The organism is Pseudomonas putida (assembly GCA_041879295.1).
GTDB classification, from domain to species: domain Bacteria; phylum Pseudomonadota; class Gammaproteobacteria; order Pseudomonadales; family Pseudomonadaceae; genus Aquipseudomonas; species Aquipseudomonas putida_Y.
On the sequence record CP047152.1, the window covers coordinates 2,261,882 to 2,277,307 of the forward strand.

The 15,426-nt window shown below is 52.3% G+C and carries 16 protein-coding genes; 9 read left to right on the forward strand and 7 right to left on the reverse strand.

Annotated features, from left to right (window positions below):
* Positions 1-315: 315 nt before the first annotated feature.
* Complete coding sequence (locus GST84_10230) at positions 316-780, reverse strand: helix-turn-helix domain-containing protein (GenBank protein XGB12728.1); 465 nt, start codon at positions 778-780, stop codon at positions 316-318.
* A gap of 309 nt (positions 781-1,089) precedes the next feature.
* On the opposite strand from GST84_10230, the gene GST84_10235 reads away from it, so the two are divergent.
* The 3 genes from GST84_10235 (at position 1,090) to GST84_10245 (ending at position 2,897) form a co-directional block, all read left to right on the forward strand.
* The gene (locus tag GST84_10235; protein ID XGB12729.1) at positions 1,090-1,512 is read left to right on the forward strand and encodes a hypothetical protein; all 423 of its coding nucleotides are present in this window, start codon (positions 1,090-1,092) and stop codon (positions 1,510-1,512) included.
* Between the two features lie 192 nt (positions 1,513-1,704).
* Positions 1,705-2,214 (forward strand): hypothetical protein, encoded by a 510-nt coding sequence (locus GST84_10240; protein XGB15741.1) that lies wholly within the window; start codon positions 1,705-1,707, stop codon positions 2,212-2,214.
* 425 nt (positions 2,215-2,639) lie between these two features.
* Complete coding sequence (locus GST84_10245) at positions 2,640-2,897, forward strand: hypothetical protein (protein XGB15742.1); 258 nt, start codon at positions 2,640-2,642, stop codon at positions 2,895-2,897.
* Between the two features lie 252 nt (positions 2,898-3,149).
* On the opposite strand, the gene GST84_10250 is transcribed toward GST84_10245, so the two are convergent.
* A complete protein-coding gene (locus GST84_10250; protein ID XGB12730.1) occupies positions 3,150-3,440 on the reverse strand; it encodes a hypothetical protein in 291 nt (96 codons plus the stop codon).
* Between the two features lie 329 nt (positions 3,441-3,769).
* Between GST84_10250 and GST84_10255 the strand changes: the two genes are divergently transcribed.
* Positions 3,770-5,113, forward strand: a complete 1,344-nt coding sequence (locus GST84_10255; protein XGB12731.1) for a DUF4427 domain-containing protein — start codon at positions 3,770-3,772, stop codon at positions 5,111-5,113.
* Positions 5,114-5,368: 255 nt separating this feature from the next.
* On the opposite strand, the gene GST84_10260 is transcribed toward GST84_10255, so the two are convergent.
* On the reverse strand, positions 5,369-6,598 hold the full coding sequence (locus GST84_10260; GenBank protein ID XGB12732.1) for an RES domain-containing protein: 1,230 nt from the start codon (positions 6,596-6,598) through the stop codon (positions 5,369-5,371).
* 713 nt (positions 6,599-7,311) lie between these two features.
* Here GST84_10260 and GST84_10265 point away from each other — a divergent pair.
* The 4 genes from GST84_10265 to GST84_10280 all read left to right on the forward strand — a co-directional run bounded on the left by GST84_10265 (position 7,312) and on the right by GST84_10280 (position 10,612).
* Positions 7,312-7,641: a hypothetical protein gene (locus tag GST84_10265; GenBank protein XGB15743.1), complete on the forward strand. Its 330-nt coding sequence runs from the start codon at positions 7,312-7,314 to the stop codon at positions 7,639-7,641.
* A gap of 14 nt (positions 7,642-7,655) precedes the next feature.
* Complete coding sequence (locus GST84_10270) at positions 7,656-8,615, forward strand: hypothetical protein (GenBank protein XGB12733.1); 960 nt, start codon at positions 7,656-7,658, stop codon at positions 8,613-8,615.
* Entirely contained in the window at positions 8,602-9,282 is a 681-nt protein-coding gene (locus GST84_10275) for a hypothetical protein (GenBank protein ID XGB12734.1), read from the forward strand. Before GST84_10270 ends, GST84_10275 begins: the two co-directional genes overlap by 14 nt.
* Positions 9,283-9,379: 97 nt before the next feature.
* On the forward strand, positions 9,380-10,612 hold the full coding sequence (locus tag GST84_10280; protein XGB12735.1) for an RES domain-containing protein: 1,233 nt from the start codon (positions 9,380-9,382) through the stop codon (positions 10,610-10,612).
* A 219-nt stretch (positions 10,613-10,831) separates the two neighbouring features.
* Here the strand turns inward: GST84_10280 and GST84_10285 are convergent, their stop codons facing one another.
* From GST84_10285 to GST84_10295, 3 genes are all read right to left on the reverse strand, one after another.
* Positions 10,832-11,815: a hypothetical protein gene (locus tag GST84_10285; GenBank protein XGB12736.1), complete on the reverse strand. Its 984-nt coding sequence runs from the start codon at positions 11,813-11,815 to the stop codon at positions 10,832-10,834.
* A gap of 83 nt (positions 11,816-11,898) precedes the next feature.
* Positions 11,899-13,017: an ImmA/IrrE family metallo-endopeptidase gene (locus tag GST84_10290; protein XGB12737.1), complete on the reverse strand. Its 1,119-nt coding sequence runs from the start codon at positions 13,015-13,017 to the stop codon at positions 11,899-11,901.
* The gene (locus GST84_10295; GenBank protein XGB12738.1) at positions 13,010-13,630 is read right to left on the reverse strand and encodes a hypothetical protein; all 621 of its coding nucleotides are present in this window, start codon (positions 13,628-13,630) and stop codon (positions 13,010-13,012) included. Before GST84_10295 ends, GST84_10290 begins: the two co-directional genes overlap by 8 nt.
* Before the next feature lie 184 nt (positions 13,631-13,814).
* On the opposite strand from GST84_10295, the gene GST84_10300 reads away from it, so the two are divergent.
* Positions 13,815-14,861, forward strand: a complete 1,047-nt coding sequence (locus GST84_10300; protein ID XGB12739.1) for a DUF4062 domain-containing protein — start codon at positions 13,815-13,817, stop codon at positions 14,859-14,861.
* Between the two features lie 44 nt (positions 14,862-14,905).
* On the opposite strand, the gene GST84_10305 is transcribed toward GST84_10300, so the two are convergent.
* Positions 14,906-15,286: a hypothetical protein gene (locus GST84_10305; protein ID XGB12740.1), complete on the reverse strand. Its 381-nt coding sequence runs from the start codon at positions 15,284-15,286 to the stop codon at positions 14,906-14,908.
* Between the last annotated feature and the right edge of the window lie 140 nt (positions 15,287-15,426).

Genomic DNA, 15,426 nt, shown 5'->3' on the forward strand with positions numbered 1-15,426 from the left:
ACCGTCCTATAAAGTGTAGGGTATAGAGTAAGCACTTGATTTATATTTGATATTTTTGGGGCTAGATTTAGGAGATGATTGCTATCCAAACCCAAATGTGGGGGCTATCCTGCGTTGTGAATAGCTTGCCGGGATCTTTGCCAAGCATCTCAAGACTCAGGTGGCGCAATTTCTCACAAGTGCACGTGGGAATTTGCTGAGCTAATGCATGCACGTCCAAGCCATCGGCGACGCCTTACAGGTTCTCAGTGGTTACGCCGGTCTTTACGGCGAGTCTGTTATGCGCCTCAATCGGGCGCAGGTACCAAATTTTGATCAGATGGGTGGCTTAGTCAGAAAGCGCTGCACAGTCGTTTTTGACACACCCAATTCCTGGGCTATCTCAGCGTTCGACATGCCGGCTTCCTTCAAAAGGGGGGCCCGTTGGAGTGCTTTCTGTATGTCGCGGGTAGCAGGTCTACCAATTGGTCGCTCGGGCTGTGCAGCGATGTTCTCGATGACACCATCCTGTTTGAGAGCGCTGAGCTTGGACGAGATACGCTTGAGCGCGACGTCGACAGGTTCACCGGAGTGAGCAGAGTGGGCGAGCAGGAGAAGGAGAGCGGGGTCGACTTCGAGCATTGAGGCTACTTTAGAAAGCGTGTCTATCGTCACGTTAGCCTTCCCGCCCTCGATGCGGCTTCTTCCCCTCCGACCGATCATGGTCAGATCGTCCTGAGTCATTTTCCGGCTTTGTCTCAGTGCTCTGACAACCGCCGCCATGGCCTCGCTAAGAGACATGTTCTTCACCTGTAAAAGACAGGATGAAGCCACATTGCGCCGATCCATAACACGCCATATAATGACCGTTAAGGATCGAAAGCATCTATTCCCTATGCGCAAAAATCATGCGGGGGAGTCCTGCGCCCATAATTCAGGCGGTTTCAATATATGCCGTAAATTGACAAAAGTTGGGGTGGAGGCACAGATCCCTTCAGCCCATATGGTGGCAGTTTGGCAAGTCTGAATATGTGTTCGGCGGCACTTCGCTGCAAGGCGCTGGCTTTCGGCCAAGCCCTCATGTGCGAGTAAAAATGAAAGGATCGAAAAATGTTTGTCACCCATGAGTCATGGAGTTCGAATGCATCTGCGCTGTTAGGTGAGGGCCACACGTGCATGAGGATTGTGGAATGGCAAAGCTACCATCACTTCTATCAGGTTGTGGTAGAAGAATTGGAGAATGGGAAATTGGCATCGCGTCAGTATTTTTTAAGCGATGTGAATGTGCTTGAAGACGTTCTTGAAAAGCAGTGCGAAAATTTTAAGGTGACTGAGGTTTTGCTGATAAGTCCTGCCTGGATGAACGGAAGTGGTGGTTGGGCTATGAATAAGATCTTAAGTTTGATCGTTGGCCGGGGGGAGGAGGGCGGCAAAGTTTCGATGCACAAGGTTGCAGAGGGTGTTGTTTATACATCACCGGCAGGTGGGAAAATTGATACGCTCGAAGAGGAAGGTTTTAATGTTCTTATTTAAGTCCTCTATAAAGTGGCTGGGTTCTGTGGATTAATCTCTAGCGTTAAACAGAAGCCACGCTCCGCAAGCTCGCGTGAATTTTCGAGGTTTTTAGGCAGAGTGTTGTCACGAGGAGACGTGTGTGAGTATGGCCGTAGCCGGGGGCGTATCATGATAAATTCTTTACGACCTCGCGTCATTCGACCAGACGACGTGATCTTGTTTTTGGATTTCGATGGCGTGCTTCATCCTGATGCAGCTTTCCGAACTAGGCATGGGATTGAGCTTAGAGCTGAGGGTAAACTCATGATGCATGCGCCGATCTTATATGGAATTTTGCAGGGCTTCCCGACTGTCAAAATCTGTTTATCTACGTCATGGGTGCGAATGCTCGGGTATCAAAGAGCTCGTGCAGCTTTGCCAGTGAATCTTCAAGATCGCACAGTTTCGGCGACTTGGCACTCCCGGATGCGGGCTACGGCTAGGGAAGGGTATGACCTTTTTACTCGCTATGAGCAGATTTGTGGTGCGGTGACTCGTGCAGGGATAACGCAATGGATAGCGATCGATGACGATCCAGATTTCAGCTGGCCGGAGTATGACGATAGGCTCGTGAGGTGTGACCCAAATCTCGGGCTTGGTAGTAAGCAGACTCAACTCCAACTGAGAGCCAAGCTGCAACGTCTTTTTCGGATGAGAGGTTATGATGAGGCTCAGCGGTGAGTCAGAACCAAGCGCGGTTCCCGATGCGCTCTGCGATGTCTGCGGAGAATCGACGCGTGTAGGAGGCGAGTTTCAGTTCGCTACCTTGCAGGCATCCTGGAGAGAGGGATCAGAACACAGTGGTGAGGACTACGAGCTGCATCTTTGTGAGAGATGCTTTTTCACTCAAGTAGCAGGTATGAAACGCATGAGATGGCTCGGGTGCATGTTCGAAGACGCCGGTGATTCGCTTCTGCAGAATGAGTCGTACGGGCGGGTATGGAAGGCGAGCAGAGATGACGCAAAGGATGAAGAGTAAGTGTTGTCGTCTGTCTTAATCAATAGGCTATGAGAGGTGCTACATGGCTAAGAAGCGAGCTCCGTTGTCTACTTGTCATGCTGGCCAGGATGTGGCTGCCGCTTTGCCGACTAGTGTTGTCAACGCTATGCGGAGAGATTTCGGGGTGCCGGTTACAGCATATATTTCGGCGGCTGCTTATGGGCTAGGGGATCTCTATCTGGAGGGAGTGGTCTTCGCCGATCAAGGAGGACGTTTCGATGACGGTGACACCATACGCACATCAATCATCATGCATAGTTCGACTGTTGACGGTTTCCTGCTTGTACAGACGTTGAGCAGCATTTATGTGGTTTGCGATTGGCTCGGTGGAAGATTTTCTGACACTAAGATTTCTAATCACTGATCCATTTGAGGCGCGGTTGCGTGGCCTTGCGGTTCGGTAGTAGTGAATCAAGCCGAACTGCGTTCTGCTTTGGCCCTACTCGCTTCCATCCTCATTGCGCGCTCCGCTTGCAGCCCGCTTCGCGGAAAATGCGATCCTATTGTGGAGGGCGGCATGGTTCCGGTTTTGTGATTCTCATGCAACGGTTGAGATCAAGCCCCTAGTCCGTTTCATCCAGGTAAAAGCAGCATTTAATTGCTGCTTCCATCAGCGCTACAAAGCGGCGAGGAGGGTGCGGAGGAAGGTTTGCCGCCGGTGAATGTTGCTGATGATCAGGTAGTCACGCTCGCCGTCTTGGCTGAGATGACCTGCATCCACGAGGCCTAGAATGTACCCCTCCGCTTTGCCTCTGGCTTCGCGGAGGTCATGCTCACTGTTGCTTCTGTGGATGTCGTCTACCAGACGTTTCCAACAAGCGGCCTGGCGCTTACCGACCGCATCACTTAAAAATGTCGGCGCGTATAGCAGGGCGTCGTAATAACTTGGGGCAGTTTGCGTGTTCAAACGAAGGCTCCAGAGGGATATCCTGAACACATTCTATCATGCGGTCATTCAATTGCCTGTAACTTCCCTGTTGGCTGCTGACCATTTTGTGCGAAATTTATGTCGCTGATGGTCGTTGGCTATCAGAGGGCTTGGGTTTAGGGTGAATTATGGTTTGGATATAATTAATGCGAATCTATAATTCTGTCAATTTATGTATATTGTCGTGTTTTATTGGTTTGTTGACGGTGCAGAAAAAATTTGCTTCCAGTGATTTGGTGGTCTAGCTTTCAAGCTAATGAGTTTGATTGTATCAGTCTCTGATTTTTTGGAAATCATTGGAGGGGTACATGTGTGAAAATAAAGATAGTGCAGAGTTTTCACGTATCGCTCACTATTTCCGAGAGGTCGAGTTCTATAGCGATTCGTCCCCATCCTTCATGCCGGAGTATTTCTCGACTAACTGCTACGTCTCTGATGCGTTTTGGCCTGCTAATTTTCTGCTCAGAATTGGAATTCGCTTCCACCACCTCTGGCCCACCTTCGGCATCAGGAACGGCATTGAAACCATCCAGGGAACGCAGCCTGCCGTATGTTTCGCTGGGCTCAGTGTGGCTGACCTGATCGCTGTGAGGGACGGGTTGCCGGCAAAAAATGAACACGTGACCCAGTATGCGATCACTTTCCCAGCGAGTTCAGTGCTAAACGGAGGGGTAGCGCAGGTAATACAAACTGGCGATTTACGTGCTGTGCTGGAGGAGGAGAGCGGCTCAAAGGTTGTCACGTCGGAAGATATGCTTCGCAACCAGTTTCGATGCACAAATGTCCAGTTCGATTTGTTCAGCGACCATGTAAGCCAACCAGAGTGGCGATGGCCCTACACTGGGGATTACCAGCATGCGATTACGAAAATCAAGGAAGAGGGGCTTGAGGCTAATCCAATACCCGGATTAGATCTGACCGAGGAAAAATGGTCGGGAATCGGTATAGTGGTAGCTAATCAGGCCGAAGCTCTTAGGCTCCAATACGACATCCTCACCCTGATCGATCGCGGGCTTGTTGCTCCAAGCCATTTTGACCACATTCTGGTCTGCAAGCGTTTGCCTGCGAGCTTGAGCAGTCTCAGCAATTCAGGCGCTCAGCAAGCGATCCAAGATGCTTGCTACGACTTTAAGTCATGCTTGGCCATTTCAGACGATGAAACCGCCGCAGCTCTGCAAGACTTTTCATCACGCGTAGCACAGTTAGAGCTGCTCTATCCGATTAGTGCAGCGAAAGAGACAGGTGGTTGCTGGGTGTCTTTTGATGACAACACTCGTCCATATGTACGAGCGCTGTTAAAGGCTGGAAGAATTAAGGTCAACAGGCTGGGGCGCTATCTGGGTAGTCTGGATGAGCTAGACGCTAGCCGAGATCTTCGGGAGCGTCAGGGGCTTGTTAAAAATCTCTGCAAGCAACTGCAGGAAGTGCATGGGGTAATGTGCTCCTACTATAGCGTACCTGACTCCTGGTCGGTTGATGATCACCCTTTCTATTGCGGAAAACCTTGGAGAGGGTTGTATCGAATAACGGATGAGCCGGACGGTGTAGACGAAGAGGAGGATGAGGACGAGTGGGATGATGAAGACGAAGAAGACGAAGATAATGAGAGTGGGGTTGATGGGGAGGAAGAAGATGGTGAAGCCTGGCGTTAGCTTCTCCAGTTTCAGTATTTACCATTACCTCGACCTTAAGTGTCGCGCTTCCATGTTGAAAGCATGCGATCATGGTCTCGCCAAGTGCTAAATAACACTCCGACGGCGGGTGCTGACGGATGCAGAGTTTTCACAAGCTCGCGGATAGTGGGGCGATCGCCTGGGCCCGTGATGATCGAAAGGCGTAGTGCATCAGTTGCGCACGGCTGTCGTGAACCGAAACCAGGTTCACCTGGTCTCGGCCCTGCAGGCTGCTCAACTGCTGAGCTTGGTCGTGAGATACTCAACACGGGAAATTTCAAAGACCGACACACCATCCTTTGACGCGATGAGATCGAACTGAGGTACCCATTCAGGTATCTGCAGTGCTTCAAGGGGACTTCGGTCGAAAAGCACATAGTTAACACCGCCCTCTCGCTGAACTGAGCGGAACGAGATGCCATCAAACCTCTGCTTGTCATAGTACCGGATGAATTCAGCAAGCGCTTGGGTCACAACATAATCCGTGTCATTAGCGCGCACAGGCCGGGCGATCAAGTCGTGGAGATACTCAAGCAATAGCCGACGATCAGTTCGCTTCTGGTAACCAGGCTCAAACCAGCTCATTGATTGGTGCTCAAGCGAAGTGAGCGCGGTGAAATCAAAGAATTCCAACGGTCGGGTGGAGACGAATTCTGCCACCACCACTTTATCCCCAATCGAGGGCCGTACCTCCGCAATCCCCGTCTGTGCGTCGGCGGCGACGTAAAGCAGTGGTACGCCTGAAGGGCTCATCCTGTTATTGGCAGCGCGATCCTTTGGGGGCGCTCCTAGCTCCTTCGCGGGATCATTTTGAAATGCCAGGAGCTGATTATGAGTGGAGGCAATTCGAGCTCGATAAAAGCGAGTAGCTTCCGGGGCAACCTTGACGACAGCAGTCACATCAGGGGTTTCGCGCCTACTTGCTCGCATCGCTTCAAAAATCAGGGACTCGAAAAACATGCTGGCATTGGTATTAAAAAACCTGCGGCCATGCACCAGTTCAGTCGCTATACGCGTCCAATCACCCTCGACCCACCAGCGCTCGTGCTCCTCAGATTCAAACGGGCTTGATACCCGGCAATACTCCTGCCCGTTGAAGTAAAAGTCTTCCTCATCAGCATCTGTATCAATGAGCCGTTCGGCCACCGCATTACATACGGCTTCCGATTCGCACCGGATGGCAATACCAATTATCCGACTGAGGCCCATCTCGTAACCTGGGTGAAGTCCGTGGTCGATGGCAAAATGATCCGAAAGGTGCCTTTTGATCGTCGATGCAATTTTGCTGGAGGTGAGCGCCTCGAGCACTGAGCGGCCGCAGCAGGAGCAGAGCTGCTCCTGCGAACGTCTTGAGGCCTGTTTCTTGAGCCAAGTGTCGCCAATGCAGGTCACACAAACAAACATGGGTTCCTCAGCATCTTCTTTGGCGAGGATCTCATGCAAAATATTATCCAGTAAGGCCATCGAATTGCTTCCTTGTAGCGTTTGAGCAAGGCCAAATCGTATCACCGTCAATTAACTGCGGCACAATCTCCGAAGATCTACGCTTGCCGGCGCTGCATCAGCTATTGCTCCTCAATCTCAATGAACAAGGGCTGCTTCCCTGTTGATGACAATCGCCACCAACTGAGCTCTAGCGTTCGATTCAACCGGAGAGTGTCGCCGTAGCTGCCAACAACGTCACCGTCGTGGCTGCGAGGCCAAGTAAACGGGGGGGAGGGTGAGCAAGGCATGAGCAAACCATTACATTCGACATGTGGTTCGCTATCTCGAATCTGCGCTAGTTGAGCATGACAGGGCCGTCAATCTGAGGCCGCGTGCGTTCGATCAGCCAGGCAACTGCGTTGTGCGCCATTTCTGTGAAAGCACGAGGATTACTTGAGCACGATGCGCGATAAGTCGACGCTACATACTCGTGTCTGGGGCCTTGCCTTCCGTTTACCCCAATGCTGGCCAAATGGTATTGTCGGCGGGATCTCGTCTATCGCGACTTGCCCGGCAAAGGAGACGCCAGCTTGGGAGCTTTACAAAATTCGCCATTCCTCTCTCGATTTGCGACGCCAAGAACAGGGGAGGACACCATACCTGGCTTCTATTCTCCTGACCTCCAGATGTGGGCGGTTCAGGCTCCGAATGGTGAAGTCCCAATCATCGCTGACGGTGCCCTGAACGAGCTGATGACCAAGACGAAGGTCAACGCCGAACAAGATGATGAGGCGTGCTGGCAGATTGAGTTGTTGACCAAAACCTATCAGAAGGTCGAAAGCGATGACGATGATCCCAGTCCCTATCGTGGACAGTCGGCAGATCTGGGTGATTTGCGTAGTTTCGATTCCAGTAACCACCTGCTGCAGCTCGTGACCAAAACTGATGCGGTCACTGAGAGAGACGATCGGTGTAATGCCAACCACATCCTCGAACTGATCACGAAAACCAACGTCGAGCTGGAGCGCGATGACAATGGTGATCCTACGTTCGGCTTGGACACACGTTACTATTCAGACTAACCTGGAAGCGCAACATGTTGCTGTTGGTGACAAATCGCCGTGACATCACGATGGACTACGTGGTTGCTGAGCTTCGCCGGCGCGGCCAGCCTTTTTTCCGCCTCAATACCGAGGAATTGCCCGAAGCACTGTGCTCGATGGCAGGATTTCCTCGGGACGCTTGGTCTATTTCGCTGGACGGGGTAGTTGTTCGTGGTTCGCAGATAACTGGGGCCTATTTCCGCAGACCAGGAGCCCCTGTTTTAGCTGACACGGTCACAGATCCTGGCGAGCGGGCCTACGCCGAAGCAGAGTGGAGCAGCTTTCTCAAAAGCCTGTATTCCAGATTAGAGGGGCGGTGGCTGAACTCACCCTCAAAGATTTTTATGGCTGAGGACAAGCCGATGCAACTCCTCCTTGCGCAGGAGATTGGCTTCCAGGTACCTCAGGCTTTTGTCACGAATGACATTTCCTCTGCACAAGCTATCAATGCACTCGGCAAGGCGATTGGTAAGCCCCTTCGGCAGGCGGTATTGGGGGGTGAAACGGAGCGAGTAATCTTCACCACGCGACTCGCTGAGATTGAGGATGATCAGGCTGAATCAATCAGGCTGACCCCATTCATTGTGCAGTCAGAAATCCTGAAACAATACGATGTTCGAGTGACTGTTGTGGGCGAGGGTGTTTTCGCAACGGCGATCTGGTCGCAAGATAACGAGGAAACGGAAACTGACTGGCGAAAGGGTAGCCGGCCTGATCTTCGCCACGAGAAGATCGTACTTGAGCCTCGTGTTCAGCGCCAATGCGTGAAGCTCGTTAAACGTCTTGGTCTTCGGTACGGCGCCATCGACCTGGTATGCGATCGAGCGGGGAAATTGTGGTTTTTGGAGATCAACCCGAACGGGCAGTGGGCGTGGATCGAGAATCTAACAGGCTACCCAATTGCTTCAGCGATCGTAGATGAGCTGACGGTGAACAGTATTGCTCAAACTTAAAGAACGGCTCCGCTGGCTGTGGCCGACGGTCATCCCTCTGGCACCTACTGAACTGGCCGCGGATGCAGAGTGGAAGCAGCAGATTGCTGCATCAGTGCGTGAAGGGGATTGGACGACCGACAGCGATGTGGTGCTGGACGAATCTAGGCGACTTTTCGATGCGGAGGTTGACCGCCGCAAGAGTGCTGACGCCAAGGCAGGAATTTACCTCGCAGCCATCACGGCGCTGATACCCGTATTAGTCTCGTTGTTGCCGGCGCTGTGGAGTGACAAAGCGAGCAAATGGCTAGGCTGTGCGGGGCTCATGCTGTTCGGGTTGGCAGTTGCCTTCTTGTTGAGCGCAGGGGCCTGGGCGTTCAGAACGTTGAAAGTTGCAGGTTTCGCCCAGCTCGGCCCTGGGGAGCTAGCCACCACCTGGAAAGAAAACTCGCCTAGAGCGGGTTTAGCCAAACAACTCGCCCGCGCTGTCCTACATAACTATTCGTTGGTCAACGAGAAGGTTACCGGCATCAAGATGACACATGAGTACCTGCTACGGGCCTTCCTGACCTTTACAATTCTCATGGTGCTTCAAGTGGTATGGCCGGTTGGCGCCTGGGTGGTTGAGGAAAGCGTCAGACTGATGGACACTCCGGCCCCGGTTCCTTTAATCATGTGCTATTCGTGATCATAGTCCTGAAGGATGGTCGCTAAAGGTGATATGTAACCCCTGTGTCCCGAAGATTTTTGATCCTGCATTGTTTTGAGAATGAGGAGGCCGGCGTATGGGTGGCGTCAAGAGGATGATGGAAGAGGACATGGATCGGGGCTTCTCGCGAGTTGAGGACACGTTCGTATGCTTACGCTGCGTCGAGGATGAAGCTTTAAAAGCTTTCGTCAGGAAAAACTCGGTGCGAGGAAACTGTAGCTATTGCGATCAAAGCCGACGTGTCACTGACATGAACGACGTCATTGAGCATGTCGTTACCAGCTTCTCATTAGAGTGGGGCGACGCTGCTAACGAGGGACTCGCCTACGAAACCCGGGAAGGAGGATGGCAGGGGCGGGTTTACAGTACGTGGGAGCTTCTATACAACTACGGCCCCGAGTGCTCGGAAGAGGTGTTGAATACTCTCGCTGGATCCATATACGATGTGGCGTGGTGCGAGCGGGATCCCTATTCATTACCAATAGATCGAACTCTGGTTTACGGTTGGCAGAGCTTCAGTAACTTCATCATTCATACCGCACGATTTGTATTTTACAAAGCTGTGAACACCTCGTATGCGGCTGACCAGCACGATGAGATGAACCCGGTCGACATTCTTGAAACGCTGGGGAGCGTTGCCAAAAAGCTCGATCTGATAGGAACAGTACCAGCAGGACAGCCGATCTTCCGCGTTCGTATCGTCGATCCTGAAACTCAACTCACCCGATCGAGTGAGCTTGGGCCCCCACCGGCGGCTCATGCCAACATGCCGAACCGGATGAGCCCCGTTGGCATCCCCATGTTTTACGGTGCGTTCGATCAAGAAACCGCTATTCGTGAAACCTACGATCCAGGATGTGAAACCCTGAAGAAGGCTGCGACTGGAGAGTTTGTGCCTATCAGAGATCTACGGATTGTTGACCTATCCCGCTCGTTTTTTGTACCGAGTCTGTTCGATCCTGCACTGCAGACACTCAGGCCATACTTCCGCTTCATGCGAGACTTCATTGAGGATTTCACCAAACCGATTGAGCGAAGCGATCGTGCCCATGCTGAATACGTTCCGACTCAGGTCGTCACCGAGTATTTTCGGCACGTTTACCGCACCGATGATGATCATCAAATTGATGGGATCATCTACCCGAGCTCCAAGACTGGAGCCAAGGCGATTGTCATTTTTGCAGATGCCTCGGGATGTATCGATGTTGACGATCCACCCAATGATCGCGCGCTTTTGCGGCTGAACAGGGCATTCGACGTTGACCTGTCCGGGATCGCCGCGGCCTATGATGACGATGAAATTTTCTGACTAGCTCCTCAGTCCCGGTTTTTTCCAAGGCATCTGCCCCTCGGTCTGGGGCAGAGTGCCTATGCCGCCTAATCCTAAACGTTAGCGAAGGTAGCTGGCCTGGCCGGCGGACAGAGACAAACCGACTGAAAACTAGACCAGCCTCAGCGCAGCTATACGCTTATGCAGGCGTAGAATAAAACCATCTCCAGTCTCCAATTTGTTGCCGGCAAAGAGAACTCAGTTGAAGGCCTTGATGCCTCGCGGCAATAGGAATTCTGCAACAAAGTGCTGAATGAACAGTCCTCGCTGGACTTCAATAGGTAAGCCTTCTTCAAATTCGAAGTCGCGCAGTTCCTGAGAGTAATTAGGCAGTAGCGTCAGGCACCGATTTAAGAGCTCTCTTTTGTCTAGGGCACGAAATGGGTTTGATACGATGAAGCCGAAGCTGTCCGACAAGCTCCAGTGATTGGAAATGTTCGATTTCGATGAGTAGTCCTTGTGCCGGTGATACAGATTGGTCAGGTATACCGCGTCGACCCGCGAGTAGGCGGCCTGTGGTGTGAACGACTCTTGTGTGAACAAGCCTTCAGCGCCAATCAGGTAGTGATACCACTTTTGCATATCCTGAGGTGTATCGCAGCAGACAGCGAGTATGTTCACTGCGTCGTCGGTAGGAGTTGAGCTGAATTTTTGATGGGCGCTTTCTAGGTAGTCCTTCATTTTGTTATCCATGTTTTGCTGGACAACAAGGGGCTTACCATCCTCGGGCGTCTCGAAAATTGGCGCAAGTTGATCGCGCAGCGTTAGAAAATCGGGATGGCGTCCGAGAAAGCTAATTTTGAATGCATCCTGTCCATCGATAGCTTGCGCTTTAGTGTAGTCAGCGCATTTGACTTCAATATTGTATGTCACGCCCTCCACGCCAAATGAACAGTCTACATCCTTAGGAGGATTGAGGGCTGGCTCATACTTAAAGGTATCGGGATATGCAGCAGCAAAGTGTCCGCAAACCGTAAGTTCACACGCCGTCTGAAGATACTGCTTCTCGGAGAACGACTGTGGATTCGGTCTCAATTTGGACTCGCGAAGGTTCCTAAGCTTTTTAGTAGAAAGGAACGGCGTCAGTTTTTCCAAAAGTTGGTGCAGATCGTTCTGATACGCGACGGATGCTTCAGAGTCGTTGAAGTATGCATTATGAGGCGAAGATTGCTGGTCGTTCATGGGGCTCTGCCGGTAAAAGGTCTATTCTAGGCGCGCTGCTAGATGATCAAGTAAATTTGCGCTCAGGTGGAGATGGCTCCGAATCACCCTTGTGATTCGCCAGTCCTTATCAGCCTTAAAGGGGGCATAGGTACCTTAAGCATGAATTGGGCCTCGACCATCTGACTCGTCAGCCCCGCCCCTGCAAGAACCCGGCTCCATGTCGAGAAATCCAGTAGATCGATTGCGCGCTGAACAAGCAGAGGAGACTCCATAGGAATGAGCTCATCGAACTCTTCATGCTTGGTAAACCCTTTCCGCGCGAGGTAGGTAAATCCGCTCTTGGCTTGATCTGCGGTAAGCAGATCCAAAGCCCGGGCGCGATAAATTAGCGCCTTGAAGCTGACCTTCCAGCGAAGCTTCAGCTCTTTCAATGCTGGCCAGTTCAGATACTTGCCCCGCATTGCCGGAAACTCCGCGGCGAAGCTCGCCCTCGGCATAAGGAGGGCGCTGGCAAACTGGTTGGCTTGCTCTTCTGTTTCACGGCAACCAGTCTCTATACCTTGGTGCATAACCAGATGACCGAGCTCGTGAGCCAGATCGAAGCGCTGCCGTCCAGGGTTTACTTTTGAGGTGTTGCGGACGATCAATGGACGTTTGTTGAATAGCGAGAATGCGTCAATGCGATCGTCTGCGTCAGCCAGGTTAACGACGAGCACACCTATTTTTTCCGCCAGCTTGGTAACGCTCGAGAGTGGGCCTAGGCCAATGCCTTGCTCTCTTCTGAAACGCTCGGCAACCTGCTCAATTTTCCCGGCACCGGTAACCGGTTCCTCAATCACGTGAAAATCAACCGCGGGGAACGCTACCTCTTTGTCCAACTCATCAACGAGAAGCTCAAACATTTCTACCTGAGCTGCGATGGTTTTCTTCAGCGTCTGTGTCGAGGTGCGCACACTGCGGAAGTTACATTGCTCAAGCTCAACACCACTCTTGCGGGGGGCAAAGAAAAAGCTTTCTTTGACGTTCAGGATTTCGCAGAGCTGCTTCAACTGTCCTGGGTTGGGAATTGAGTTGATCTCGAGCTTGTGTGCGTATTGCCTAGTCACTCCAAGGAGCTCGCCGATTTCAGCAAGGGAGCGCCCCGAGGCGCACCTCGCGAGGCGGAGCTTGTCGGGTGAGAACTCATCACCCAGAGGCAGGAGGCCTGTTGTGTCATTCATCTTTCAGGTCAGCGTCTTTCGTTTCTTTCTGCCCAGCGTCCTTGTCGCGACGAACTGGTAGAGAATCATCAATTTCAACAACAGGGGAGAGCTCAGTGGTGCGGACAGAAACCAGAGGTTCGTAATTGTGTGTCCACTTGCTGATGACATTGCGGTTGGTGTCGAAGCCCAAGACAGATACGGTCAGCGTTGGGCCATCTGGGTTCCTATCGCTGTCAACATACAACCGCCAGGTAACGTTCCCGTCAGTGGCCGGCCCAAGCAAACTGTCGTGGTAAAGCTCTACGACGTTCTTCTCCAAGCGATAACCTTTCTTACGTGTGTCCGGGTCATCCGTCACCACCTGCATCAAAATCCCATCAATGCTGATCGTGTAATCCAACGTGTTGTTGACGAGCTTGAACCAAGGGAGGTCACCCTGACGATGTAAACGCTTAAACCGACCATGGATGCGACCGTAAGGAAAAATCCCTTTCGTCCAGTTGGTGTCATCTTCAGTGGATGTAGCCTCAAGAGCTTTGTAAGCAGCATCCAAAAGGTTGTTGCAGACGACATCAAGATGGGCGCGGCTGAGCTTCGGCTCGAGCTCACTTGGATGCTGATATTCAGGCATGCATTTCTCCGAAAAGCGTGCAAATAATCTGTAGTGTCAACCAGGATTTTTGTGCATAATTCTAAGAATGTCAACCTTTGGCGTTCCGGGGATTGAGTGTTCAGTTGCCATGCCGCATTGGGGCGCGCTACGGCCGCTCAGGCGCATATGAGCTTGGCGAATCTTGGGGTGATTGGGGGTTTTTATGAACGTGTTCATCAGCTCTGTCGTGCGTAATTTTGAGAGCTATCGTGCCGCTGCCAAGAAGGCTGCCTTACTGCTCGGGCATGTGCCAGTCATGTGTGAGGACTTTGGTGCTCGGCCGTATTCCTCTCAGGAAGCCTGCATGACTGAAGTAGAGCAGGCGGATGTGGTGGTGCTTGTCTTGGGTGCTGATTTCGGATTCAAAACTGAATCTGGGGAGTCGGTGACGCAGCAGGAGTTCCGGCGCGCTCGAGCCACTGGCAAACCGATCCTGGCATTCCTGCATGACGTTGCGGTGGAAGGGCCACAGCAGGAGTTTCGATGGGAAGTATCGGATTACGTCGACGGACTCTTCCGTGCTACATTTACCAATGAGCACGAGCTATCTGATTGTGTCGTCCGGGCTCTGAATCAGCTAAGTACGAGCCGCAGTGCCGGCAGTGAGGCGGAGTTTGCGCAGAGGCTGCAGATTCGCAACGCAAACGGACGATGGGGCGGCAGAGATCACGAAACCCGACTTGAGCTGGCTTTCCTGCCTCAGCCGGCTAATCCGGGTAGCTTGCGCTCCATCCACTCTGAACACGAATCCTATTTCTTAAAGTTTTGCCAAGCTGGACTAAGCACCCTCAAATCTGGCTATGAGGATTTCGATAGGGATGAACTCACAGGAATTGACGCTCCTGGTCTGGTCTGGCGGCATCACGACAGTGGCCTGTCTTGGTTGTCGATGACTCTCACAAACCCAGCGCGTTCGTCTAACCACTTCGACGGGTACTACGTATCGCCAACCCAAGTGAGGCGCTTGGCGGAAGCTGCGCATGTCATCCTTTGCCAAGGCCGAGGAGGGTGGTTTCAGCTGTCTCTGCATGGCGTGTCATACAAAGTTTTTGCAGAGCCGCCTGCGGTTGCGACAGGGCATTTCACTATGTCGCACCGCTCAGAGCAGGAGCTGCAGGAGCGTCGGCTGCTCATTCCGGCGACTCCTGCAGCTTATGGGCGATGGCTAGACGACGTGATGTTTAAGTTCAAGCGTAAGCTTTCGTCCTAGCACTCATCCGCGCTTGGCGTTGGTCTGTCAAGCGCAGTTCGCGCCTAGCCGGGCGAAACGTGCAATGCCATCCCGTGTTCCGCCACCTCCTCGAGCTTGAAAAACCGGCCAGCCACTTTCAGGGCGGGGAAGACAATACATGCGGCGTAGGGCTCACTGTATTGGGTAGTTAGTCCTTGAACGTCGAACACGATTTGACCTGGTGGGAACCCCAGGTTTTGGGCTTGCTCAAGGTTATGAAGTGCACCCTCCTGTTCCCCATTAGCCTCAGCGACTTCAATGACCTTCTGGCGGAGCGTGGCCACGTCGCTGTCAGTCACTTCTGTGAAAAACTGCTGCCTGCGATGCTTTCCGTAGCCAAAGCCTGCGGAGTTTGCAGAGCCAATCCGATTTAACGCAATGCATGCAACAGTAACAAGCTCCATCTCTTTCCTCATACGGTTTGCCGGTGCAGCTTTTACACATAGATCAGAAAGTCGAGTCACGCCAAGATTGCTCAATTGCCTGCCGGCACCCTAGATGCATCGTCATCCTCAATCCGTATCAGCGTCGTGTTTTGGATTCA

Excerpts from the sequence above, each read along its gene's own strand:
- GST84_10285 (XGB12736.1), bottom strand. The coding sequence starts at position 11,815 with ATGAACGACCAGCAATCTTCGCCTCATAATGCATACTTCAACGACTCT.
- GST84_10260 (XGB12732.1), bottom strand. The coding sequence starts at position 6,598 with ATGGCCTTACTGGATAATATTTTGCATGAGATCCTCGCCAAAGAAGAT.
- GST84_10305 (XGB12740.1), bottom strand. The coding sequence starts at position 15,286 with ATGGAGCTTGTTACTGTTGCATGCATTGCGTTAAATCGGATTGGCTCT.
- GST84_10280 (XGB12735.1), top strand. The coding sequence starts at position 9,380 with ATGGGTGGCGTCAAGAGGATGATGGAAGAGGACATGGATCGGGGCTTC.
- GST84_10290 (XGB12737.1), bottom strand. The coding sequence starts at position 13,017 with ATGAATGACACAACAGGCCTCCTGCCTCTGGGTGATGAGTTCTCACCC.
- GST84_10300 (XGB12739.1), top strand. The coding sequence starts at position 13,815 with ATGAACGTGTTCATCAGCTCTGTCGTGCGTAATTTTGAGAGCTATCGT.
- GST84_10235 (XGB12729.1), top strand. The coding sequence starts at position 1,090 with ATGTTTGTCACCCATGAGTCATGGAGTTCGAATGCATCTGCGCTGTTA.
- GST84_10255 (XGB12731.1), top strand. The coding sequence starts at position 3,770 with ATGTGTGAAAATAAAGATAGTGCAGAGTTTTCACGTATCGCTCACTAT.
- GST84_10270 (XGB12733.1), top strand. The coding sequence starts at position 7,656 with ATGTTGCTGTTGGTGACAAATCGCCGTGACATCACGATGGACTACGTG.
- GST84_10295 (XGB12738.1), bottom strand. The coding sequence starts at position 13,630 with ATGCCTGAATATCAGCATCCAAGTGAGCTCGAGCCGAAGCTCAGCCGC.
- GST84_10265 (XGB15743.1), top strand. The coding sequence starts at position 7,312 with ATGACCAAGACGAAGGTCAACGCCGAACAAGATGATGAGGCGTGCTGG.
- GST84_10230 (XGB12728.1), bottom strand. The coding sequence starts at position 780 with ATGTCTCTTAGCGAGGCCATGGCGGCGGTTGTCAGAGCACTGAGACAA.
- GST84_10245 (XGB15742.1), top strand. The coding sequence starts at position 2,640 with ATGCGGAGAGATTTCGGGGTGCCGGTTACAGCATATATTTCGGCGGCT.